At 66.6% G+C, this 21,126-nt stretch carries 26 protein-coding genes and 3 tRNA genes; 16 read left to right on the forward strand and 13 right to left on the reverse strand.

What is annotated here, in order from left to right:
- Positions 1-44 precede the first annotated feature (44 nt).
- From MFM001_RS16245 to MFM001_RS16260, 4 genes are all read left to right on the forward strand, one after another.
- Positions 45-560, forward strand: a complete 516-nt coding sequence (locus MFM001_RS16245; RefSeq protein ID WP_116376323.1) for a nitroreductase family protein — start codon at positions 45-47, stop codon at positions 558-560.
- A 5-nt stretch (positions 561-565) separates the two neighbouring features.
- Positions 566-1,315 (forward strand): class I SAM-dependent methyltransferase, encoded by a 750-nt coding sequence (locus tag MFM001_RS16250; RefSeq protein WP_116376450.1) that lies wholly within the window; start codon positions 566-568, stop codon positions 1,313-1,315.
- Between the two features lie 125 nt (positions 1,316-1,440).
- A complete protein-coding gene (gene cynS / locus MFM001_RS16255; RefSeq protein WP_116376324.1) occupies positions 1,441-1,908 on the forward strand; it encodes a cyanase in 468 nt (155 codons plus the stop codon).
- Positions 1,909-2,904: a patatin-like phospholipase family protein gene (locus MFM001_RS16260; RefSeq protein ID WP_116376325.1), complete on the forward strand. Its 996-nt coding sequence runs from the start codon at positions 1,909-1,911 to the stop codon at positions 2,902-2,904.
- On the opposite strand, the gene MFM001_RS16265 is transcribed toward MFM001_RS16260, so the two are convergent.
- The 5 genes from MFM001_RS16265 to MFM001_RS16285 are packed head-to-tail and all read right to left on the reverse strand — an operon-like array spanning position 2,901 to position 8,110.
- On the reverse strand, positions 2,901-3,380 hold the full coding sequence (locus MFM001_RS16265) for a hypothetical protein (RefSeq protein ID WP_116376326.1): 480 nt from the start codon (positions 3,378-3,380) through the stop codon (positions 2,901-2,903). The genes MFM001_RS16260 and MFM001_RS16265 overlap by 4 nt on opposite strands.
- Positions 3,377-5,746, reverse strand: coding sequence for a molybdopterin oxidoreductase family protein (locus tag MFM001_RS16270; RefSeq protein ID WP_116376327.1), 2,370 nt, complete (start codon positions 5,744-5,746; stop codon positions 3,377-3,379). The genes MFM001_RS16265 and MFM001_RS16270 overlap by 4 nt, the downstream gene beginning before the upstream one ends.
- A 43-nt stretch (positions 5,747-5,789) precedes the next feature.
- Positions 5,790-6,485 carry a crotonase/enoyl-CoA hydratase family protein gene (locus MFM001_RS16275; RefSeq protein WP_116376328.1) on the reverse strand — a complete coding sequence of 232 codons (696 nt, stop codon included), beginning with the start codon at positions 6,483-6,485 and terminating at the stop codon, positions 5,790-5,792.
- Between the two features lie 26 nt (positions 6,486-6,511).
- On the reverse strand, positions 6,512-7,339 hold the full coding sequence (locus tag MFM001_RS16280; protein WP_116376329.1) for a hypothetical protein: 828 nt from the start codon (positions 7,337-7,339) through the stop codon (positions 6,512-6,514).
- A 54-nt stretch (positions 7,340-7,393) separates the two neighbouring features.
- Entirely contained in the window at positions 7,394-8,110 is a 717-nt protein-coding gene (locus MFM001_RS16285) for an MBL fold metallo-hydrolase (RefSeq protein ID WP_116376330.1), read from the reverse strand.
- 105 nt (positions 8,111-8,215) lie between these two features.
- On the opposite strand from MFM001_RS16285, the gene MFM001_RS16290 reads away from it, so the two are divergent.
- The 12 genes from MFM001_RS16290 to rplA all read left to right on the forward strand — a co-directional run bounded on the left by MFM001_RS16290 (position 8,216) and on the right by rplA (position 13,113).
- The gene (locus MFM001_RS16290; protein WP_116376331.1) at positions 8,216-8,434 is read left to right on the forward strand and encodes a type II toxin-antitoxin system VapB family antitoxin; all 219 of its coding nucleotides are present in this window, start codon (positions 8,216-8,218) and stop codon (positions 8,432-8,434) included.
- Between the two features lie 123 nt (positions 8,435-8,557).
- Positions 8,558-8,630 (forward strand) — tRNA-Thr (locus MFM001_RS16295).
- 30 nt (positions 8,631-8,660) lie between these two features.
- Positions 8,661-8,734: transfer RNA gene (locus tag MFM001_RS16300), tRNA-Met, on the forward strand.
- Between the two features lie 35 nt (positions 8,735-8,769).
- Positions 8,770-8,937, forward strand: a complete 168-nt coding sequence (gene rpmG, locus MFM001_RS16305) for a 50S ribosomal protein L33 (protein ID WP_003898538.1) — start codon at positions 8,770-8,772, stop codon at positions 8,935-8,937.
- A 39-nt stretch (positions 8,938-8,976) separates the two neighbouring features.
- Positions 8,977-9,426 carry a (3R)-hydroxyacyl-ACP dehydratase subunit HadA gene (gene hadA, locus MFM001_RS16310; RefSeq protein ID WP_371685555.1) on the forward strand — a complete coding sequence of 150 codons (450 nt, stop codon included), beginning with the start codon at positions 8,977-8,979 and terminating at the stop codon, positions 9,424-9,426.
- The gene (gene hadB / locus MFM001_RS16315) at positions 9,413-9,841 is read left to right on the forward strand and encodes a (3R)-hydroxyacyl-ACP dehydratase subunit HadB (RefSeq protein WP_116376333.1); all 429 of its coding nucleotides are present in this window, start codon (positions 9,413-9,415) and stop codon (positions 9,839-9,841) included. Before hadA ends, hadB begins: the two co-directional genes overlap by 14 nt.
- Positions 9,842-9,843: 2 nt before the next feature.
- The gene (hadC, locus tag MFM001_RS16320) at positions 9,844-10,344 is read left to right on the forward strand and encodes a (3R)-hydroxyacyl-ACP dehydratase subunit HadC (RefSeq protein WP_116376334.1); all 501 of its coding nucleotides are present in this window, start codon (positions 9,844-9,846) and stop codon (positions 10,342-10,344) included.
- Positions 10,345-10,477: 133 nt separating this feature from the next.
- Positions 10,478-10,550: transfer RNA gene (locus tag MFM001_RS16325), tRNA-Trp, on the forward strand.
- A gap of 64 nt (positions 10,551-10,614) precedes the next feature.
- On the forward strand, positions 10,615-11,040 hold the full coding sequence (secE, locus tag MFM001_RS16330; RefSeq protein ID WP_116376335.1) for a preprotein translocase subunit SecE: 426 nt from the start codon (positions 10,615-10,617) through the stop codon (positions 11,038-11,040).
- Positions 11,041-11,071: 31 nt separating this feature from the next.
- A complete protein-coding gene (gene nusG / locus MFM001_RS16335; protein WP_116376336.1) occupies positions 11,072-11,788 on the forward strand; it encodes a transcription termination/antitermination protein NusG in 717 nt (238 codons plus the stop codon).
- A 73-nt stretch (positions 11,789-11,861) separates the two neighbouring features.
- Complete coding sequence (rplK, locus tag MFM001_RS16340; RefSeq protein ID WP_116376337.1) at positions 11,862-12,290, forward strand: 50S ribosomal protein L11; 429 nt, start codon at positions 11,862-11,864, stop codon at positions 12,288-12,290.
- Between the two features lie 115 nt (positions 12,291-12,405).
- Positions 12,406-13,113 (forward strand): 50S ribosomal protein L1, encoded by a 708-nt coding sequence (gene rplA, locus MFM001_RS16345; protein ID WP_116376338.1) that lies wholly within the window; start codon positions 12,406-12,408, stop codon positions 13,111-13,113.
- Between the two features lie 57 nt (positions 13,114-13,170).
- Here rplA and MFM001_RS16350 read toward each other — a convergent pair whose 3' ends face one another.
- The 8 genes from MFM001_RS16350 to MFM001_RS16385 all read right to left on the reverse strand — a co-directional run bounded on the left by MFM001_RS16350 (position 13,171) and on the right by MFM001_RS16385 (position 21,066).
- Complete coding sequence (locus MFM001_RS16350) at positions 13,171-14,397, reverse strand: RNA polymerase sigma factor (RefSeq protein WP_116376339.1); 1,227 nt, start codon at positions 14,395-14,397, stop codon at positions 13,171-13,173.
- A gap of 4 nt (positions 14,398-14,401) precedes the next feature.
- Positions 14,402-15,103 carry a YciI family protein gene (locus MFM001_RS16355; RefSeq protein ID WP_116376451.1) on the reverse strand — a complete coding sequence of 234 codons (702 nt, stop codon included), beginning with the start codon at positions 15,101-15,103 and terminating at the stop codon, positions 14,402-14,404.
- A gap of 141 nt (positions 15,104-15,244) precedes the next feature.
- Positions 15,245-16,138 carry a hydroxymycolate synthase MmaA4 gene (mmaA4, locus tag MFM001_RS16360; protein ID WP_116376340.1) on the reverse strand — a complete coding sequence of 298 codons (894 nt, stop codon included), beginning with the start codon at positions 16,136-16,138 and terminating at the stop codon, positions 15,245-15,247.
- Positions 16,139-16,222: 84 nt separating this feature from the next.
- Positions 16,223-17,086: a cyclopropane mycolic acid synthase family methyltransferase gene (locus MFM001_RS16365; RefSeq protein WP_116376341.1), complete on the reverse strand. Its 864-nt coding sequence runs from the start codon at positions 17,084-17,086 to the stop codon at positions 16,223-16,225.
- Positions 17,087-17,211: 125 nt separating this feature from the next.
- Positions 17,212-18,111, reverse strand: a complete 900-nt coding sequence (locus MFM001_RS16370) for an alpha/beta fold hydrolase (protein ID WP_116376342.1) — start codon at positions 18,109-18,111, stop codon at positions 17,212-17,214.
- Positions 18,111-19,457: an AarF/ABC1/UbiB kinase family protein gene (locus MFM001_RS16375; protein ID WP_116376343.1), complete on the reverse strand. Its 1,347-nt coding sequence runs from the start codon at positions 19,455-19,457 to the stop codon at positions 18,111-18,113. The genes MFM001_RS16370 and MFM001_RS16375 overlap by 1 nt, the downstream gene beginning before the upstream one ends.
- A 104-nt stretch (positions 19,458-19,561) precedes the next feature.
- The gene (locus MFM001_RS16380; RefSeq protein WP_116376344.1) at positions 19,562-20,500 is read right to left on the reverse strand and encodes an alpha/beta fold hydrolase; all 939 of its coding nucleotides are present in this window, start codon (positions 20,498-20,500) and stop codon (positions 19,562-19,564) included.
- Entirely contained in the window at positions 20,470-21,066 is a 597-nt protein-coding gene (locus MFM001_RS16385) for a DinB family protein (RefSeq protein ID WP_116376345.1), read from the reverse strand. The genes MFM001_RS16380 and MFM001_RS16385 overlap by 31 nt, the downstream gene beginning before the upstream one ends.
- Positions 21,067-21,126 lie beyond the last annotated feature (60 nt).

A 21,126-nucleotide genomic window follows, 5' to 3' on the forward strand; every position in this document is an offset into this window, starting at 1 on the left:
CGGTGCCACCATAGACGGCCGGGGCAGACGAGGGAGCGATTGAGATGGAAACCTGGGATGCGATTCGCGCGCGGCGCAACGTGCGCCAGTATCGGCCAGAGCCGGTGTCCGAGGCCGACCTGAACCGGATCGCCGAGGCGGGCTGGCGGGCGCCGTCGGCGAAGAACCGCCAGCCGTGGGATTTCGTGATCGTGACCGATCGGGCTCAGCTGCAGGAACTTTCCACGGTGTGGCAGGGCGCCGGCCACATCGCCGCGGCCGCGGCCGCGATTGCCCTGGTGGTGCCGGAGCCGCCCAGCGAACGCCGGAAGGTCACCGATCAGTACGACGTCGGGCAGGCCACGATGGCGATGATGCTCGCGGCCACCGACCTCGGCATCGGCACCGGCCATTCGTCCGTGGGCGATCAGGACAAGGCCCGCGCCATCCTGGGTGTGCCCGACGATCACCTGGTGGCCTACCTGCTCGGCATCGGCTATCCCGCCGACCGTCCGCTCACCCCGATCCGTCAGCCCAAGAGGCGGCCGTTCGACGAGGTCGTCCACCACGGGCGCTGGTGAACCGGATGCACGATCACAAGGGCGACTACGGGATCGACGGATCGTTCAAGACCGTCCCGGCCGGCGTGCAGTTCGGTGGTCTGGCCATCCAGGCCGCCGCGCTGCTGCTGTGGTCGGTGCTCAGCTGGGCGCGGGGCCGGCGGCGCAGGGCGGCGCTGACCGGCGCCACGGGACTCGGAATCGTCGCTCACACAGCGCTTTACCTCTATGCGACGCGATCCGGCAAGTTCGTCGTGTGGGACCGGATTCTCGACGAACTGCGTCTGCAGGGCGACGAAACCGTGCTCGACATGGGCTGCGGCCGCGGCGCCGTGCTGGTGGCCGCCGCCAAGCGGCTGCCGCGTGGCCGCGTGATCGGAATCGATTTGTGGCAGCCCGACCAGACCGACAACTCGCCGTCGGCCACGCTGAAAAACGCGGACCTGGAGAAGGTGGGGGACCGCATCGAGGTGCGCACCGCGGACATGACCGCGCTGCCGTTCGACGACGAGAGCTTCGACGTGATCGTGAGTAGCCTTGCGATACACAACATTCCGACTCTCGAAGGCCGTCGGCAGGCGCTGCGCGAGGCGGTGCGGGTGCTGCGCCCGGGCGGTCGGCTCGCGATCGCGGACCTGTGGGGTACCCGGCAGCATGCCGACGATCTGCGCGAGCTGGGGTGGATGCGTGTCGGGCGGCGCAATCTGGGCTGGCGGATGTGGTACGGCGGCCCCTGGGCGTCCACCCGTCTGGTGACCGCCACCAAGCCGGGCTAGTGTCTCGTGTCATTAATTGCGCGCCGAGCGTGGGGGGTATGTACACAATCCGACCACTTTTCGTCCATATCCCCCACGTTCGGCGAGCCGAAGCGAACTGAGCGCTACCAAGCCGGGCTAGGAGCATGCTGGTAGCCATGACCAGAAACGAGATCACCGAACAAATCGTCGTCGCGCGATTGACCAAGGGACTGACCTGGCAGGAGCTGGCCGACGCCATCGACCGACCGGTGGTGTGGACCACCTCAGCGCTGCTCGGCCAACACCCGATTCCCGCCGAGCTGGGCAAGGTGCTCGTCGAGATGCTCGGGCTCGACGAGTCGGCCGTCGCGGTCCTGGCCGCGGCGCCGATGCGCGGCGGCCTGCCCACCGCGGTGCCCACCGACCCGACCGTCTACCGCTTCTACGAAGCGCTTCAGGTCTACGGGCCGGCGCTCAAGGAGCTGATTCACGAGCAGTTCGGCGACGGGATCATGAGCGCGATCAACTTCAGCGTCGACCTGCAGAAGAAACCACACCCGACCGGTGACCGGGTGGTGGTGACGTTCGACGGCAAATTCCTTCCCTACGACTGGGTTTCCGGAGAGGGCTGAATGGGCAACAAGACGGATCTGGTGCTGTCCGGCGGCGGCGTCAAGGGCATCGGCCTGGTGGGCGCCGTCGTCGCGCTGATGGAGGCGGGCTATGAAATCCCGCGCGTCTCAGGCACTTCGGCCGGCTCGATCGTCGGCGCCATCCTGGCAGCCGGCTACGATCAGCTGACCCCCGAAGAAGTCCGGCACCTCACGATGACGGTGCCCTACCGCAAATTCCTCGACCCGGGACCGATCGAACGGATCCCGCTGCTCGGCCCGGCCTGGGGTCTGCTCAGCGAACAAGGTATCTACAAGGGTGATTTCGCGCACGACTGGATCCGCTCGGAGTTGAAGAACCTCGGCGTCAGCACCTTCGGCGACTTGGCCATCGAGGACGACTACGTGCTGCCGGAGCGGCGCTACCGGCTGGTGGTCACCGTGGCCGACGTGACCACCGGCCAGCTGGTGCGGCTGCCGTGGGATTACCGCCGGCTCTACGGGCTGGATCCCGACGAGCAGCACGTGGCCGACGCGGTGCGCGCGTCGATGTCGATCCCGTTCTTCTTCCGTACCGTCAAACTCACCAGCGCCAGCGGCCTGACGTCCACGTTGGTCGACGGCGGAATGCTGTCGAATTTCCCGATCGACTCGTTCGACCGCCCCGACGGCAAGCCGCCGCGCTGGCCCACGATCGGCGTCACCGTGTTGCCGAATCTGCCGCAGGGCAACGACAAAGTGATCCCCGCCCTGGCGCCGCTGCACTGGTTCGGCGGCCCGACCCTGCTCGAAGATCTGCTCACCACGATGATCGTCGGCCGCGACCAGGCCTACCTCAACCAGCCGTGGATCAGCGCCCGGGCGATCCGGGTGGACTCCACCGACGTCGGCTTCCTGGACTTCGGCATCTCCCGCGAACAGATGGAAGCGCTGTACCAGAAGGGTTACGAGGCGGCGCAGGAGTTCCTGTCCACCTGGAACTGGACCCAGTACCGGGAAAGCTATCGACGGTCCTAGCTGGTCAACACCTGCGGCGAGAGCTCCTTGAGCATGCCGTTGGCCCACCGCATCTGCCGCAACGTCTCGGGATGGCAGCGCTTCGTAAGGGTAAGCAGCTCTTCGTCTTTGGTGGCTTGGGCGGCCTGGCCCAGCAGCTCCCATTCCACCGACGTGGCCGCGGCCATCCGGTGGATCCGCCGCAGGTCGGCCAGCAGCATCAGGCCCGGTTCCGGGCGCTTGCGCAGCAAGCCGCTCAACCGGGACTGCAGAAACCCGGTCAGCGCGCCGGTGCGCGGTTCGGCTGAGAGCCGCAGCCCGTAGTGGCGGCCGTGAGTGGCGAGCTCCTCGAGATGATTCTGCGACCACTCGGCCAGGTCGTGGGCGAGGTGAAAGATGTCCTGGTCGCTGCGATGCCGTGCGGCCATCACGTTGAGCCGGTGGGCCAGTTTGCGTTCCGAGCGATGCAACTCGCAAAGCGCCAGTTTGATTTTCACGACTGACCCACCAGGACTTTCGCCGCGACCTGCCCGTTGACCGGTGTCGCCTTGTCACCGGTGCGACGCAGTTGCGCGGCCGCTGTCTTGAAGGTCGGCTGCTTGGACGCCGGATCCCAGTCGGTGAATGTGAGTTCGTTGCCGGCCCGATGGTGTCCGCGCCGGTCTTGAGTGTCCCAATACCCGTAATGGAACGGCACGAACAACACCCCATCGCGGATACCGCTGATCCGGGCTGCGCAGCTGATGCTGCCGCGCGGCGTGCTCACCTCGACGACGTCGCCCTCTTCAATGCCGAGACGACGGGCATCACGCTCCGAGACCTCCACCCACACCTCGGGCGCGGCGTCCTGGAGTTGCGGCGCCCGAGCGGTTTTGGTGCGGGTGTGGAAGTGATACAGGGTGCGGCCGGTGATCAACGTGAACGGGTAGTGCGACGACGGCGGCTCGTGCGGCGGAACGTACTGCGCCGCTTTGATGATCGCCTTCCCGGAGGGGTTCATCGCGCGATATTCGGTGGGTTCCAGCGGCGCCCCGGTGATCATGTCCTTGCCGTAGGCCTCGCAGTAGTCGGGATGCGCCCAGAACGTCGCGTCGACGTAGAGCCGTTCGGTGCCGTCGGGATTCTCGGCGTTGCAAGGCCATTGGATGCCGCTGCCGCCGCGCAGCTTCTCATAGCTCAGCCCGGTGTAGTCGCAGGGCCGGCCGGCGCTGCATTTCTTCCACGCCTCGAACGCCGACTCGGAGTCGGTCCACGGCGGGAACGGCTGACCGTCCTTGTCGCGGAAGTCCATCCGCCGGGCGTAGTCGAGGAAGATCTCGAGATCCGACCGTGCGGAACCCGGTGGCTCGACAGCTTTTTCGGACAGATGCACGGTGCGGTCGGCGTTGGTGAAGGTGCCGGTCTTCTCGCCCCAGGCCGCGGCGGGCAGCACCACGTCGGCCAGCTCCGCCGTCTCTGTCATGAAGATGTCTTGCACCACCAGGAACAGCCGTTTCTGCGTCAGGATGTCGCGGATGCGCGCCAGCTCTGGCAGCGAGACCGCTGGGTTGGTGGCGGTCACCCACAACATCCGCAGCGTGCCCTCCTCGGCGAAGCGGAAGATCTGCATCGCGTGAGTGGGCGGAGCATAGTGTGGAATCTGTTGCGGCTCAAGGTTCCACAACCGTGCAAGCTGTTCGATGTGATCGTCATTGGCCCAGTTGCGGAAGCCGGCCAGATCCCCGTCGGCGCCGCATTCGCGGGTGTTCTCCGCGGTGGGCTGGCCGTTCATCTGCAGTACGCCGCAGCCCGGCTTGCCGAGCATGCCGCGGATCAGGTGAATGTTGTTGACCTGCACGGCCGCCGCGGTGGCCTGGTGCGACTGGTAGAAACCCTGCAGCACCGTCGAGAGCAGCCTCTCCGCGGTGCCGATCAGCCGGGCGGCCTCGCGAATGTCGTCGATGTCGACGCCGCAAATATCTGCGACGCGCTCCGGCGGGAATTCGCACACCCGCTTACGCAGCTCGTCGAAACCTATTGTGTGCGCGTCGATATAGTCTTGGTCGATCCAGTCGTGGGCGATGATCTCGTGCAGCAGACCGTTCATCAACGCCACGTTGGTGCCCGGTAGCGGCGCCAGATGCACGGTGGCATGCAGCGCCACCGGGGTGCGCCGCGGGTCGACGCACACGATCGCCGGCGGCTTTCCGCCCGCCAGCCGATCCAGCATCCGTGCCCACAACACCGTCTGCGTTTCGGCGACGTTGTGCCCGAACAACGCGATCACGTCGGCGTGGTCGACGTCGGTGTAGGAACCGGGCTGCCCGTCGCACCCGAACGATTCCTTCAGCGCCTCAGCGGCCGTCGCGGTGCACAGCCGGGTGTTGCCGTCGACGTGGTTGGAGCCGATGGCGCCGTGCGCGATCACGCCCTGGGTGTAGTACTCCTCGAGGAACAACTGCCCCGACGTGTAGAAGCCGATCGAGCTGGGGCCGTGCCCGTCGAGCAGTTCGCGGCTGCGTCGCACGATCCGGTCCATCGCGGTGTCCCAGTCGCACGGCTGCAACTCGCCGCGAACCCGCACCATCGGCGTGGTGAGCCGGTCGGGGGATGCGTTGGCCTGCCAGCCGAACATGTCCTTGGGGTCGAGGCGCCCGCGGTTGACCCGGTCGACGGCGCGGCCGCGGACGCCCACGATGCGCCCGTCTTTGACCGCGATGTCCAGGCCGTCGCCGTTGGAGTGCAACACCGCCGCCGACTGCACCCAGCGCTCGGGCGTGATCCCGTCGGCCAGGAAGTGGTCGACACGTTCCGGCCACGGCTCACCGGGCTGGTACGGGGTTCGCAGCCCCCACGGCTGGGCGATCGGGTCGACGGCGGCCATGCCCGAGGCGTACCCGACCTGGGCATTCCGAAACTTCGCGCCGTTACAGCCCGAATTCCGCCGCCATGCCGTCGATTCCGGCGCGGATGCCGGTCAACGCGTCGGCTCGGGTCCGCAACTTCGTCGCGGCGTGCGCCTTCTGGTTCAGACCGGCGAATTCCCGGGCGGCTTCGACGGCGCGCTCGACGACCACGTCGGGCATCACGATCTCGTCGATAAAGCCCGCGGCGACAGCGGTTTCGCCGAAGAACGTCTTGGCCAGCCCGGCGGCTTGCTGATACGCCGACGGCGTCAGCCGCAGCTTCATGACCTCAAGGGCCGCATAGGGAATCGTCATGCCGATCGCGACCTCGTTGGCCTGAATGTTGTAGGCCGGGGCGGCCACCCGATGGTCGCCGCTGGACAACAGGAACGCGCCCATCGCGATCGCGTGGCCGGTGCAGGCCATCACCACCGGCTTGGGGTAGGACAGCAGCCGATGGGTCAGCTCGAACCCGCCCTTGAGCATGTCGATCGCGGGCTGCGCCTCGCCGGAGGTCAGGATCTTCAGGTCGAACCCGCCGGAAAACACCCGGTCGTTGCCGGTGATCACCACGGCGCCGACGTCGTCGCGGTCCGCGGTGTCGAGCGCGTCGTTCAGCGCCTGCTGCATGGCTGGGCCCAGCGCATTGACCTTGCCGTCGTCCATCGTGATGACCGCGATGGATTCGTCGTGGCGATAACTGACCGGGCTGCTCATGGGAGTCGATTGAACCACGGCGCGGCTCAGACCCGGTGCTTACCGACCGCCTCTTGAGGCTGGCCCCAGCGCAGGTGCACATCGGTCGGGCCGTCGAGCTGCTGGCGGGCGCGCCACCGTTCCTGGGTTTCGTCCGCCGCGCGATTGATCCGGTCGATCTCGCGGCGGACGACGTCGGGGCGCGGCTCAGTGCTGGCGTAGTGGAAGTACCTCAGCACACCACGCAGCAGCTCCAGCTTCTCTTTTTCCCGCTTGGCCAAGTCGTGCGTCGACATCAGCTCGACCCGCTGAACCGGCGGCAGCGCACCCCAATCCAGCACCACCTGGGTCTCGAACTGACGCCGCGCGGGCCGCCAGAACTTCCAGCGCGGCCGGTCGTCGGGACGGTCGTAGTAGGTCACCGTGCCGGTGAAGCGGGACTCGATGTCGTCGCCGAGCTCGGCGCGCTCGATCGCCGAATCCCACACCGTGCGCCACTCCTGGTTGGGCGCCAGCGTCGCCAGCTCGTCGGGCAGTTGCAGTTCGACGACGTCCGCGTACCCGTCGGAGGTGTTCTCGTAGGCGGCGACGGTCGGCGGGTGGGCAAACGCGAAGCGGATGTTGTAGGCCGCGGTCTTGCCGAAGTTGCGCACCACCAGTTCCATCACGTGCCAATCCGCGGCATGTGGCTGCATGCACATGGCGACGTGCGGGCGGGTCTCTTCGATGGACAGCTCGCGGTGGCGCCGGACCTGCCGGTTGGCCCAGAACAGCGCGAACACCCCGACCGCGAGCACGGCCCAGGTACCCAGCGCCAACCACGTCGTCGAACCCGCGGTGATCAGCTCATGCCAGCGGTCCTGGATCCAGCTCACGAGAATCCACCCTCCGCCTTTGCCGCCGTGGTTGGTGCGATCTTAAAGGCTGGCTCAACCGCCCATCAGCATGCGCCACTGATCGAGGTTTGCCGGGCGGTAGACGTAGTTGGTGCGTTTGACCTCCGACAGCTGCGCGCTCGGCTCGGCCGAATACCAGTGCCCGGGAAACACTGTCGGATCGCCGGGAAGCTGCGCGAGCTGTTGGAGGCTGCGGTACATCTCGTCGGAGTCGCCGCCGGGAAAGTCGGTGCGCCCGCAGCCTTCCAAGAACAACGTGTCACCGGCGACCAGGCGGCCGTCGAGCAAGAAGCACTGGCTGCCCGGCGTATGGCCGGGAGTGTGCAGCAGCTCGATGTCGATGTCGCCGACGCTGACTTTGTCGCCGTGCTGGTGTGCGGTCAGATCTCCCATGGAGATCCCGGTGACCCGCGAAACCCACTGTGCCTCATGGGAATTGACGTGCACAGGCACACTGGCGCGCTCCAGCAGCTCGGCCAGTCCTTTGAGCTCGAAGCCCATCATCGACCCGCCGACGTGATCGGGGTGGTGATGGGTGACCAGCACCCCGGACAGATGCATGCCGTCGGCCTCGAGCGCGTCGAGCAGATCACCGGCCGCGTAGGCCGGGTCGACCACCACGGCGTCGCCGGTCTGGCGATCACCGATCAGGTAGGCGAAGTTGCGCATCTGTGTGGCGAACATGTCGCCGGGGGCGAAATCGCGGCCGGAAAGCAGTTGGCGAAAGTACAAGCGGTCCGAGTCAGGCACGCCCTCAAGACTACGACGTGCTGTGTGCTGCCTCACGGGGCCTGCCTGCGGGTTTAGCCCGAATTTTGCTGGTTGGCGTGCTGCCCGACTGGGTATCGTTGGATTATGTCGTTTGCCACGGTTGAGATCGAGATTGATCAGACCCTGGTCGACGAAGTGATACGCCGGTATCACCTTCGGAGTGCCCGGGAAGCGGTCAATCTTGCGCTTCGGATGCTCGTCAACAGTTCTGACGCCGCAGAACCTTCGCCGGATGTCGAGGAAGCGGACGACCCGTTCGACCTCGACGTGTTGGACCCCCGGCGATCCAGGCGAACCGGCTAGCCGTTCCCGGGTAGTTCTGCGCGACGCCACCGCGTGATCCGCCACGCGGTTTGGTCGCGTTGCGGCCCAGGCTGTACCCTCTTTTAGGCCCGCGAACGACCCGACTGGTCGCTACGGGTGAGCGCCCCCTTAGCTCAGTCGGCAGAGCGTTTCCATGGTAAGGAAAAGGTCAACGGTTCGATTCCGTTAGGGGGCTCGGCGGACGCCGAGCAGGCTGGCGGCGCGAGGCGATGTAGCTCAGTCGGTTAGAGCGAACGACTCATAATCGTTAGGTCGCCGGTTCGAGTCCGGCCATCGCTACAAGACAACAACGAGACGTGTGAAAGAGAACTGACGTGGCCTCCAGTACCGACGTACGGCCGAAGATCACTTTGGCGTGCGAGGTGTGCAAGCACCGCAACTACATCACGAAGAAGAACCGCCGCAACGACCCCGACCGGCTGGAGCTGAAGAAATTCTGCCCCAACTGCGGCAAGCATCAGGCGCACCGCGAAACCCGTTAGGTCCTCACAGCAGTGTCTTTGGGCGACAAGATCGTCGGGATGCACTACCGCTACCCCGACCATTACATCGTTGAGCGGGAGAAGATCCGGGAATACGCGGTCGCTGTCAAAAACGACGACCCGGCGTTCTTCGAGGAAAAGGCGGCTTCCGACCTGGGCTACGGCGGCCTGGTGGCGCCGCTGACGTTCATCTCGGTGTTCGGCTACACGGCGCAGGCGGCTTTTTTCGAGCACGCCGACATCGCGACCAACGACGCGCAAATCGTGCAGGTCGACCAGGTGCTGAAGTTCTTCAAACCGATCCAGGTCGGCGACAAGCTCTACTGCGATGTCTACGTGGACTCGGTGCGACAGGCGCACGGCACCGACATCATCGTCACCAAGAACATCATTACCAACGATGCAGGCGAAGTAGTACAAGAGGCCTACACGACCCTGGCGGGACGTGCCGGCGAAGGGGAAGAGGGTTTCAGCGATGCCACTGCGTGAGTTCGATTCGGTGAAGGTGGGCGACCAGCTTCCCGAGAAGGTCTACCCGTTGACCCGCCAGGACTTGGTGAACTATGCCGGCGTCTCGGGCGACCTGAACCCGATCCACTGGGACGACGAGATCGCCAAGATGGTCGGCCTGGACACCGCTATTGCGCACGGCATGCTGACGATGGGCCTGGGCGGCGGCTACGTCACCTCGTGGGTCGGCGACCCGGGCGCGGTGACCGAGTACAACGTGCGGTTCACCGCCGTCGTGCCGGTGCCCAACGACGGCAAGGGCGCCGAGATCGTGTTCGGCGGCAAGGTGAAGTCGGTCGACCCCGAAAGCAAGACCGTGACGATCGCGTTGACGGCCACCACCGGCGGCAAAAAGATCTTCGGCCGGGCGGTCGCGTCGGCGAAGCTGGCGTAAGCATGGCGATCAAAACAGACATCCGCGGGATGGTCTGGCGTTATCCGGACACCTACGAGGTGGGCAGAGAGAAGATCCGGGAATTCGCCAGGGCGATCAAGGCCGACGACCCGGCTTCCCTGGACGACGACGCGGCCGCCGAACTCGGGTACGACAGCCTCGTCGCGCCGCTGACGTTCGCGACCATCTTCGCCAAGCTGGTCCAGAGCGACTTCATGCGCAGCGTCGACACCGGCTACGAGACCATGCAGATCGTCCAGGTCGACCAGAAGTTCATCTTCCACAAGCCGATCATGGCCGGCGACGTGCTGCACGCCGAGATGCACATCCAGTCCGTCGACGAGCGGTTCGGCGCCGACATCGTCGTCACCAGGAACATCTGCACCAACGCCGCCGGCGAGGTCGTGCTCGAGGCCTACACCACGATGATGGGCAACGAGGCCACCGACTCGGTTGCCCTCAAGTGGGACATGGACGCCGGGCAGATCGTCAGAACGGCTTGATTAGTACCTAGCCGCGGCGCCGATGTACACTCGGACCTCGGGGTTTTCCCATCATCAGCACGCTTTCCGGCTTTGACCAGGCGGATGCGCGCGTCATGTGAGGCCCCGTGCGGGTTGGCCTGCCAACCGGCGAAGGGGCGTAGCTCAACTGGCAGAGCAGCGGTCTCCAAAACCGCAGGTTGCAGGTTCAAGTCCTGTCGCCCCTGCTGAGGGAGCAGGAGATGGTGGACACTGGAAGGCGACCACCCAGTCGAACTTAAGGAGCATGCGGTGAGCGACGAGCGCGACGGTGCCGACGCAGCCGAGGCCAACGAAACCGAGGAACAGCGCGGCGGCCGGACGGCGGTGGTGACGCGACCGCAACGTCCCACCGGCAAGCGGTCCCGTCAACGTGCGGAGGCTGAGGAGACCTCGGGGGCCATCGAGCTCACCGGGGAGGAAGCCGACGCCAAGACCAAGAAGGCGAAGAAGGCCAAGAAGGCCGGGACGCAGCGGGGCCCCAACCCGTTCGTCTACGTCTACAACTACCTCAAGCAGGTCGTCGCCGAGCTGCGCAAGGTGATCTGGCCGAACCGCAAGCAGATGATCACCTACACCTCGGTGGTGCTGGCGTTCCTGGTGTTCATGGTGGCGCTGATCGGGCTGGCCGACTTCGGCCTGGCCAAGCTGGTGATGCTCGCGTTCGGCAATGGCTGAGCGAGCAGAAGTTATAGAGAGGACTCAACCCGTGACTACCTTCGAGGGCGACACGCCCGCGGGTGAAGCGGTCGACGTAGAAGAGACCAGCCCACAGGCCGCTGCCCCTGAAGAGCCGGCCGAAGAGGTCGACCCCGCCGCCGCGCTGAAAGCAGAGCTGCGCACCAAGCCCGGCGACTGGTACGTCATCCACTCCTACGCCGGATACGAGAACAAGGTCAAAGCCAACCTCGAGACGCGTGTGCAGAACCTGGATGTCGGCGACTACATCTTCCAGGTGGAAGTGCCCACCGAAGAGGTCACCGAGATCAAGAACGGCCAGCGCAAGCAGGTCAACCGCAAGGTGCTGCCGGGCTACATCCTGGTACGCATGGACCTGACCGACGAGTCGTGGTCCGCAGTGCGCAACACACCCGGTGTGACCGGGTTCGTCGGCGCGACGTCGCGCCCGTCGCCGCTGTCGCTGGACGACGTGGTGAAGTTCCTGCTGCCGCAGGGCGCTGCGAAGAAGCCCGCCAAGGGTGCGGCGGCCGCGGCTGCCCCCGCCGAGGGCGGGCTGGAACGGGCTCCCGTCGAGGTGGACTACGAAGTCGGCGAGTCGGTCACCGTCATGGACGGGCCGTTCGCCACGCTGCCGGCCTCGATCAGCGAGGTCAACGCCGAACAACAGAAGCTCAAGGTGCTGGTGTCCATCTTCGGCCGCGAAACACCTGTCGAATTGACCTTTAACCAGGTCTCCAAGATTTAGCTGGGCGATTTCGGCGCGATAATCGTCGCTCAGCGACGAATACCGCGCCGAAATCGCTGGAGAAAGGAAAACAATGGCCCCGAAGAAGAAGGTCGTCGGGCTGATCAAGCTCCAGATCGAGGCCGGGCAGGCCAACCCCGCGCCGCCGGTCGGTCCGGCGCTCGGCCAGCACGGCGTCAACATCATGGAGTTCTGCAAGGCGTACAACGCCGCGACGGAAAACCAGCGCGGCAACGTGATCCCGGTGGAGATCACGGTCTACGAGGACCGCAGCTTCACGTTCGCGCTGAAGACTCCGCCGGCCGCCAAGCTGCTGCTGAAGGCCGCCGGCGTGGGCAAGGGCTCGGCCGAGCCGCACAAGACCAAGGTCGCCAAGGTGACCTGGGACCAGGTTCGCGAGATCGCCGAGACCAAAAAGGCGGACCTCAACGCCAACGATGTCGAGGCCGGCGCGAAGATCATCGCCGGTACCGCCCGATCGATGGGCATTACGGTCGAATAGTTTTCTCGGCCGCGTCGGACGACGATGCGGGCCGCTAGCGGCCCGAGGAGGAGTTCGACAGACAGAGTGGGAGGGCTCGCTTCGGCCCGCTTAGCAACCACAGATAGGAAATCCAATGAGCAAGAACAGCAAGGCATATCGCGCCGCCGCCGAGAAGGTGGACCGTTCGCGGCTGTACACCCCGCTGGAGGCGGCCAAGCTGGCCAAGGAGACGTCGTCGGCCAAGCAGGACGCGACGGTCGAGGTGGCCATCCGGCTCGGCGTCGACCCCCGCAAGGCCGACCAGATGGTTCGCGGCACCGTCAACCTGCCGAACGGCACCGGTAAAACCGCCCGGGTGGCGGTGTTCGCGGTGGGCGAGAAGGCGGCCGAGGCCGAGGCCGCCGGCGCCGACATCGTCGGCAGCGACGACCTGATCGAGAAGATCCAGGGCGGGTTCCTGGACTTCGATGCTGCGATCGCCACGCCGGACCAGATGGCCAAGGTCGGTCGCATCGCCCGCGTGCTGGGCCCGCGTGGCCTGATGCCCAACCCGAAGACCGGCACCGTCACTCCCGACGTCGCCAAGGCCGTCGCCGACATCAAGGGCGGCAAGATCAACTTCCGGGTGGATAAGCAGGCCAACCTGCACTTCGTGATCGGCAAGGCGTCGTTCGACGAGAAGAAGCTGGCGGAGAACTACGGCGCGGCGATCGACGAGGTGCTGCGGCTCAAGCCGTCGTCGTCGAAGGGCCGCTACCTGAAGAAGGTCGTCGTCTCGACGACCACCGGGCCGGGCATTCCGGTCGACCCGTCGATCACCCGCAACTTCGCCGCCGAATAACCCCTGCCGCCGAGTGTGAATCCTGCGACGGCCCACCGGCGCGTCGCGTCGTGAGATTCACACTCGACGCGGGGAAAGTTCGGCGATCCGGCGCTGTAGGAAGGCTCGGGCCGGCTCGGATCCGGTGCAGGTCAACGCCTTTCGATACCAGGTCGCCGCTTCGGCGGCCCGGCCGTCGCGGCGTAACAGATCCGCGCGGATCGACGGCACCAGCGCCGAGCGGGCCAGCCGCGGGTCGTCGGCCACCACGTCCAGGGCGGCCAGCCCGGCGGCGTAGCCGTCCCGAAAGCCCACGGCCAGAGCGCGATTCGCGCGTGTCACCGGCGAGTCGGCGATGGCCAGCAGCCGGTCGTAGGCGGTGCAGATCGTCGCCCAGTCGGTCTGCTCCCAGCTGGGTGCCGTCGCATGCACGGCGGCGATCACGGCCTGAGGCAGATACGGCCCGCTCGATCCCTCCGCCCGCCGCAGCCGGTCCAGGCCGCGGGCGATGCGGCCGCGGTCCCAGCGGCTGCGGTCCTGCTCGTCGAGCGGGATCAACGCCCCGGCGGCGTCGACCCGGGTTGTCCGTCGCGAATCATGAAGCAGCACAAGGCCTGCCAGCGCGTGGGCCTCTCGCTCCGAAGGCATCAGCGCGCACAGCTCGCCGGCCAGCCGGACGCCCTCGTCGCACAGCTCGTCGCGGATTGCCGACGGCCCCGCTGTCGACCAATACCCCTCGGTGAACACCGAGTAGATGCAGCCCAGCACATGCGGGACCCGTTCGGCCAGCAGCTCGGCCGGCGGAACCCGCAGGGGGATGTTGGCGTGCCGAACCTTGTTCTTGGCGCGGGTGATTCGCTGACCCACCGCGGCCTCGGTTTGCAGCAGCACCCGGGCGATCTCGGCGACGGTCAGCCCGGAGACCAGCCGCAGCGTCAACGCCAGCTGCGAGACCCGGTCGAGTGCGGGATGGGCGCAGGTGAACATCATCCGCAGCTCGTCGTCGCGGACCGGATGCGGGTCGGAGCTGTCGGTTCGCGCCCTGATCTGCTCGACCACGGCTGCCAATTCCTTTCCCGGGCGCGCTGATTCGCGGCGCAGCCGATCGCGGGCGCGGTTGCGCGCCACCGTCAGCAGCCATGCGCCCGGCTTGTCGGGCACGCCGTTGCGGGGCCATACCCGCAGCGCCTCGGCGCAGGCTTCCTGGACGGCGTCTTCGGCGACGGTGAGGTCGCCCGACCAGCGGGCCAGTGCCGCCACGGTCGGGCCCCATTCCTGCCGGAAGACGCCGTCCAGGTTGGCCATGCTCTTACAGGTGAGAGACTCCCGCCAGCTGGCGTAGCTCCACAGTCGAGGCGGGGATCATGCCGGCCAGTTTGACAGCCTCGTCGCGGTCGGCGGCGGTCAACAGGTAGAAGCCGGTGGCGATCTCGGCGCTTTCGGCGAACGGGCCGTCGGTCAGCAGCACCTCGCCATCACGCACCCGCACCGTCGTCGCGGTCGCCGGCTCATGCAGTGCGGCACCGCCGACAATGTGATCTCCTGCGGCAGTGGCGAATTCGCCGTGCCGTGCCGCTTCGGCCTCCCACTCGGGCGTGCCGGGGGTGTTGACCGATGCCGGGGGCTCGAGGAGCAGTGCCAGCCACTGCCCGCCGCCGGCGCGCGACCACTCCGGATCGAACGTGTGGTAGGTGGGCCGCACTTCGATCGCGCCGTGCGCGGCGACCGGGACCTCGCGGGCGAGCGCCAAGGCCTCGTCGAGGTTGTCGGCTTCGAATACGTAGTAGCCGCAGGCAATTTCGGCGCCTTCGGCGAATGGGCCGTCGGTGACAACCGGGGCGTCCGGGCCGCCGGCGATGCGCGCACCGGTCGCTTGCGGGGTCAACGCGTCGCCCGCCCGGATTGCCGAGGCCGACTTGGCGTGGAAGTTGTCGAACGCCGTCATCATGGCGGCCCGCTCGTCGGGCGTGTAGTCCCGCTCCTTGCTGATCAACAGGGCCAGGTACTGCATTTCGTCGTCTCCTCCGGTAGTGAGCGGAACCCTGTGCTCCACTCTCTACCTGTCCGACGAACGAGGCGACGCGAATCCGACACTGGGCTTGGCGGCGACCCGCTGCGCCCGGCTTCGCCGCGCTGGCGATCGCCGCTCGGCTTAAGCGGCGCCCGGCTTGAGGTAGGTGACCAGGCTGCAGTCGAGCATGTCCTCGCGGAAGTAGTGCTCGCAGCCGCGCAGGTACTTCATGTAGCGCTCGTAGACCTCTTCGGACGCGATCTCGATGGCCTTGTCCTTGTTGGCTTCCAGCGCGTCGCCCCACAGCCGCAGCGTCTTGATGTAGTGCAGCCGCAGCGAAAGCGGTTCGGGGACCACGAAACCGGCCTTCTCGCCGTGCTCGACCATCATGTCGGTGGACGGCAGCCGTCCACCCGGGAAGATCTCGGTGACGATGAACTTGATGAACCGGGCGGTTTCGAAGGTGATCTTCTTGCCCCGCGCGTTGAGGGTGTACGGGTGGTAGCTCACGCTGCTCTGCACGGTCATCCGCCCGTCGTCGGGCAGGATGTTGAAGCAGTTCTTGAAAAACGGGTCGTAGTTCTCGTGGCCGAAGTGCTCGAACGCCTCGATGGACACGATCCGGTCGACGGGATCGCTGAAGTCCTCCCAGCCGCGCAACAACACCTGCCGCGAGCGATCGGTGTCGATGCCCTCGAGGACCTGCTGGGCGCGGGCGTGCTGGTTCTTCGACAGGGTCAGGCCGATGACGTTGACGTCGTATTTTTCCACCGCGCGCTTCATCGTGGTGCCCCAGCCGCAGCCGATGTCCAGCAGCGTCATGCCGGGTCGCAGGTCCAGCTTGTCCAGATTCAGGTCGACCTTGGCGATCTGGGCTTCCTCGAGGGTCAGGTCGGGCGGCTCGAAGTAGGCGCAGCTATACGTGCGGGTGGGGTCCTGGAACAGCGCGAAGAAGTCGTCGGACAGGTCGTAATGCGCCTGGATGTCCTCGAAGCGCGTCCGCGTGTTCACGGGACTGACTTGCTTGTCAGGCATCGTGTGTCGTCGCCTTCCTGCCACCGATCATCGACTGGTGAAAGCACAATACCCGGCTTGGAGGGCGCGCTCGGTGTTCGGCACCTACTTTGCCAGGGTGAATTGATTGACATCGATGTAGCCGATACGGAATCCGTTGGCGCAGCCGGTCAAGTAGCGCATGTACCGCTCGTAGACCTCCTCGGACTGGATCTCGATGGCTTTGTCCTTGTTGGCCTGCAGCGCGGCCGCCCATAAATCGAGCGTGCGGGCGTAGTGCGGCTGCAGCGACTGGCGCCGGGTCAGGGTGAAACCGGCGTTGGCCGAACGCTCTTGGACCATCTCGATCGAGGGCAGCCGCCCGCCCGGGAAGATCTCGGTGACCATGAATTTGATGAAGCGGGCCATTTCAAACGTCAGCGGGATGCCGCGCTCGATGCACTGAGGCCCGGTCAGCCCGGTGATGGTGTGCAGCAGCATCACACCGTCGTCGGGCAGGACGTCGTGAGCCATCTTGAAGAAGTCGTCGTAGCGCTCGTGGCCGAAGTGCTCGAATGCGCCGATCGACACGATCCGGTCGACCGGCTCGTCCCACTCTTCCCACCCGTGCAGCAGCACCCGCCGGCTGCGCTGGGTGTCCATCTCGTCGAATGTCTTCTGCACGTGGACGACCTGGTTTTTCGACAGGGTCAGGCCGACGACGTTGACGTCGTATTTTTCGATCGCCCGGCGCATGGTGGCGCCCCAGCCGCAGCCGACGTCGAGCAGCGTCATACCGGGCTGTAAACCCAGCTTGCCCAGCGCCAGGTCGACCTTGGCCATCTGGGCCTCTTCCAGCGTCATGTCGTCGCGCTCGAAGTAGGCGCAGCTGTAGGTCTGCGTCGGGTCGAGGAAGAGCCGGAAGAAGTCGTCGGACAGGTCGTAATGGGCCTGTACGTCTTTGAAATGGGGTTCTAGTTTTCGCGCCATAATTGCGCCTCTCCAGGGTGTGACGTCGCAATACCGACTGAGCGGGGACGACGACACCCATACCCGCCGGACATGGTAATCGAACAGCCCTCACGGGCTGAATACGAAAACGGCGCGTCTTACGTTCAAGCCTCGGCGAAATTGCGGGTGAGTTCGGCGATCACCCGGTCCCACAGCTGCTCGGGAAGCTCGTGGCCCATGCCCTCGAACGGCACAAAGCGCGCGCCGCGGATGGCCTGCGCCACCGCGCGCCCGCCGGAGGGCCGCATCAGCTTGTCGGCCAGGCCGTGGATGACCACGGTCGGCGCGGTGATCTGCCGGTCGTAGCGGACCAGGCTGCCGCTGGCCAGGACCGCGCTGAAATGCCGGGCGATCCCCCACGGGAAGTAGCTGCGCTCGTAGCCTTCGATGGCTTCCTCGCGGATCCGCTGCTCAGGCGCCGGGTAGGCGGGGCTGCCGATGATCCGGGTGACCCGCACCGCGTTGTCGACGACGACGTCCCGCGGCGAGTTCGGCGGCGGGCCCTTGATCACGGCGAACAGCGCGCGCGGCGCCGGCGGCGGCAGGAACCGCCGGTTATTGCTGGAGAAGATCACCGCCAGCGACCGGGTTCGTGCGCTGTGGCGGGCCGCGACGATCTGGGCGATCATCCCGCCCATCGAGGCGCCGACGACGTGGGCGCGCTCGATGCCGAGGTGGTCGAGGACCGCGACGGCGTCGTCGGCCATGTCCTCCAGCGTGTAGGGCGCCTTGCCGGGCAGGCCCAACCAGAACCGGATCATCCGGGGGAGCTTCCGGGGGGACTTGACGCGCTCGGTCTTGGTGGACAGCCCGACGTCGCGGTTGTCGTAGCGGATGACGCGATAGCCCTCGGCGACCAGCTTTTCGCAGAACGCGGCGCGCCACAGCAGCAGCTGCGCGCCCAGCCCCATGATCAGCAGGACCGCCGGGTCGCCCGGGTCGCCCATGTCCTCGTAGTAGAGGTCGATGTCGCCGGACCGCGCGGTGCCCTTGCGGACCTGCACTAGACCTCCACGTCGCTTTGGTGCTCGCGGCTGACCTCGACCATGAAGTTGGCGAAGTAGCCGGTGAGCTGCGGGTCGGACATCATCTGCCACTTGGGCGCCAGCAGCTTCATGTACCGCTCGACGTAGAGGAACTGCTTGCCGATCAGCACCAGCTCGCGGGGCAGTTTGACGTCGTAAGCGTCGGCGAGCGCGGAGAGTTGCCGGCCGATGTCGGCATACGACATGTCGCCCAGGGTCTTCATGGTCAGCGGCGTGGAGAACGCCTCCAGATCCTTGGCCGCCTGCGCTTCGGGCTTGACCGTGCCCACGGCGCCCATCAGCACGACGATCTTGCCGGCGGCGGCGTGGTCCTTCTTGACCAGCAGCGCGTAGACCAGCTCGCGGAGGAGCCAGCGGGTGCGCGGGTCGATGCGGCCCATGATCCCGAAGTCGAAGAACACGATGCGGCCCTGGTCGTCAACGTAGAGGTTGCCGGCGTGCAGGTCGCCGTGGAACAGGCCGTGCCGCAGGCCGCCCTCGAACAGGCTGAAGATCAGCGCCTTGACCAGCTCGACGCCGTCGAACCCGGCCTTGCGGATCTCGGCGGCGTTGTCGATGCGGATGCCGTGGACTCTTTCCATCGTCAGGACCCGCTCGGTGGTGAAGTTCCAGTACACCTCGGGCACCCGGATGTTGCGGCCCAGCGGCGAGGCGTGCAGGTGGGCGACCCAGGCCTCCATCGACTGCGCCTCGAGGCGGAAGTCCAGCTCCTCGGCCAGGTTGTCGGAGAAGTCGGCGACGACGTCCTGGGCGGACAGCCGCCGGCCCAGCTTGGCCAGTTCGACGGCCTGGGCGAAGCGCTTGAGGATCTGCAGGTCGGCGGCGACCCGGCGGCGGATGCCCGGCCGCTGGATCTTGACGACGACCTCCTCGCCGCTGTGCAGGGTGGCGTAGTGCACCTGCGCGATGGACGCCGACGCGAACGGCTTCTCCTCGAACTTGGCGAACAGCTTGGCCGGCTCGGCGCCCAGGTCCTCGACGAAGAGTTTGTGCACTTCTTTCGGGTCGGCCGGCGGTACCCGGTCGAGCAGCCCGCGGAATTCCCGGGACAGCGATTCGCCGAACGCGCCCGGGCTCGACGCGATGATCTGCCCGAACTTGACGTAGGTGGGGCCCAGGTCGGAGAAGGTTTGGGGGAGTTGCTTGATCACCTTCTGCTGCCAGGGGCCGCGGCCGGGGAGCTTGGTGACGATGCGGGCGGCGGTGCGTGTGAGCTGCCAACCCGTCGCGCCGATGCGGGCCGCTTCGACCGGCAACGGCACCCGGTCAAGCTTGGCTAGCTCGCGATGATTGTTGGAACTCATCAGTGCAGTGTGCCAAATCGCCCAATTCCCCGCCGCGAGCGTGCGTAGATGTACGCCATTTGCGCCCGTGCGGCGGCATTCTGCGCACGCTCGCGGCCAGAAGGCTAGGGAGCGCGCGTGAAGTTTTCCTGGAGCGTCTCGACGATCGGGCGCCACACCGGTTCGGGCAGGTCGTGGCCCATGCCGTCGACCACGACGAACCGCGCGCCCGGGATGGCCGCGGCCAGCGCCCGCCCGTTGCGGGGCTTCACCATCGGGTCGTGGGAGCCGTGGATCACGACCGTCGGCGCGGTGATCGCCTTGCTGTAGGCCAGCAGGCTGCCCGTGCCCAGCAGCGCGTCGACCTGGCGCAGCCTGCCGGGCGGATAGGTGCAGCGCTCGGCGAGCTGCTCGACGCGCTTGCGCAGCTCGGCCTCGGGCGGCAGGAACTGGGGCCCGTTGAACACCGCGACGTTGCGCACCTCGTAGGCCAGCTTTTCCTCGTCGGACGCGTCCTTGCCCGGGGCGTCGAACCTCAGCTTGATCACCCGCCAGGCCGGCAGCGCGGACAGCGGCTTACCGGTGGCGGACATGACGAGGCCCAGCGAGGCCACCCGCTGCGGCTCGGTGGCGGCGAGGATCTGGGCGATCATGCCGCCCATCGACGCGCCGACAACGTGCGCGCGCTCGATGCCCAGGTGGTCGAACAGCGCGACGACGTCACGCGTCATGTCGACCAGCGTGTAGGGCACCGGGCTCGAGCGGCCCAGCACATAGCGCCATGCCCGCCGGTAGACCGAGCCGTCGGCGCGCAGCCCGTGCAGCTTGGCCGACAGCCCGGTGTCGCGGTGGTCGAACCGGATCACCCGGTAGCCGGCGTCGACCAGTTGCGCGCAGAAGCCGTCGGGCCACATCGGCAACTGCGCGCCCAGCCCCATGACCAGCAACACCGGCGGATCGGCCGGGTCGCCGAGGTCCTCGTAGTACAGCTCGACGTCGCCGGGGGCGATGCCGTTACGGGTCAGCACGCCCTCTATGGTGCCTTTTTCCACGGCGTCACCCATGGCCGCGGTTCCCAATTCTCCAGGCCGGCGATCAGCTCGTACATCGTTGCGCCGTCGATGCTTTCCCGGATGATGTCGGCGTGCCCGGCGTGGCGGGCCAGTTCGTTGATGACGTGCAGAATCACCCAGCGCACCGACCATGCCTCGAGGCCCTGAGGGAACCACGGAATGTCTTCGGGCACAGGGACTTTCGCGTCCAGATCGGCGGTCTGGACCAACCGCAGCGATTCCGCGTTCTGCTTCTCGAAGTCGGCGAGCAATCCGGCCAGCGTCTCGTCGGGCCGCATCACGTACTGCTCGCCGAACTCCTTGGCGATCTCCTCGAACGGCCGCCGGTCCTTCGGCGGAGCGTCCGGCGCCGCGGCGACCCGCGCCATCCAGATGCGCTGCAAACCCGTGGCGTGCTTGACCAGCCCGCCGATCGACAGCGCGCTGACCGTCGGGGCGGACCGGGCCTGGTCGTCGGTCAGGCCGTAGGAGACCGCGAAGTACGCGCTCTGGTGATAGGCGAGGTACTCGCGCAGCGCACTGCGTTCGTCGGCGACGGGCGGGGCAAGAGCGGGCATGTCGGTCCTTTCGGTCGATCCGGCCAAGCTTTTCACCACTAGCGGACAGTTTCTGTCCTA

It is taken from the genome of Mycobacterium sp. MFM001, assembly GCF_003402475.1.
In the GTDB taxonomy this organism is placed as follows: Bacteria; Actinomycetota; Actinomycetes; order Mycobacteriales; family Mycobacteriaceae; genus Mycobacterium.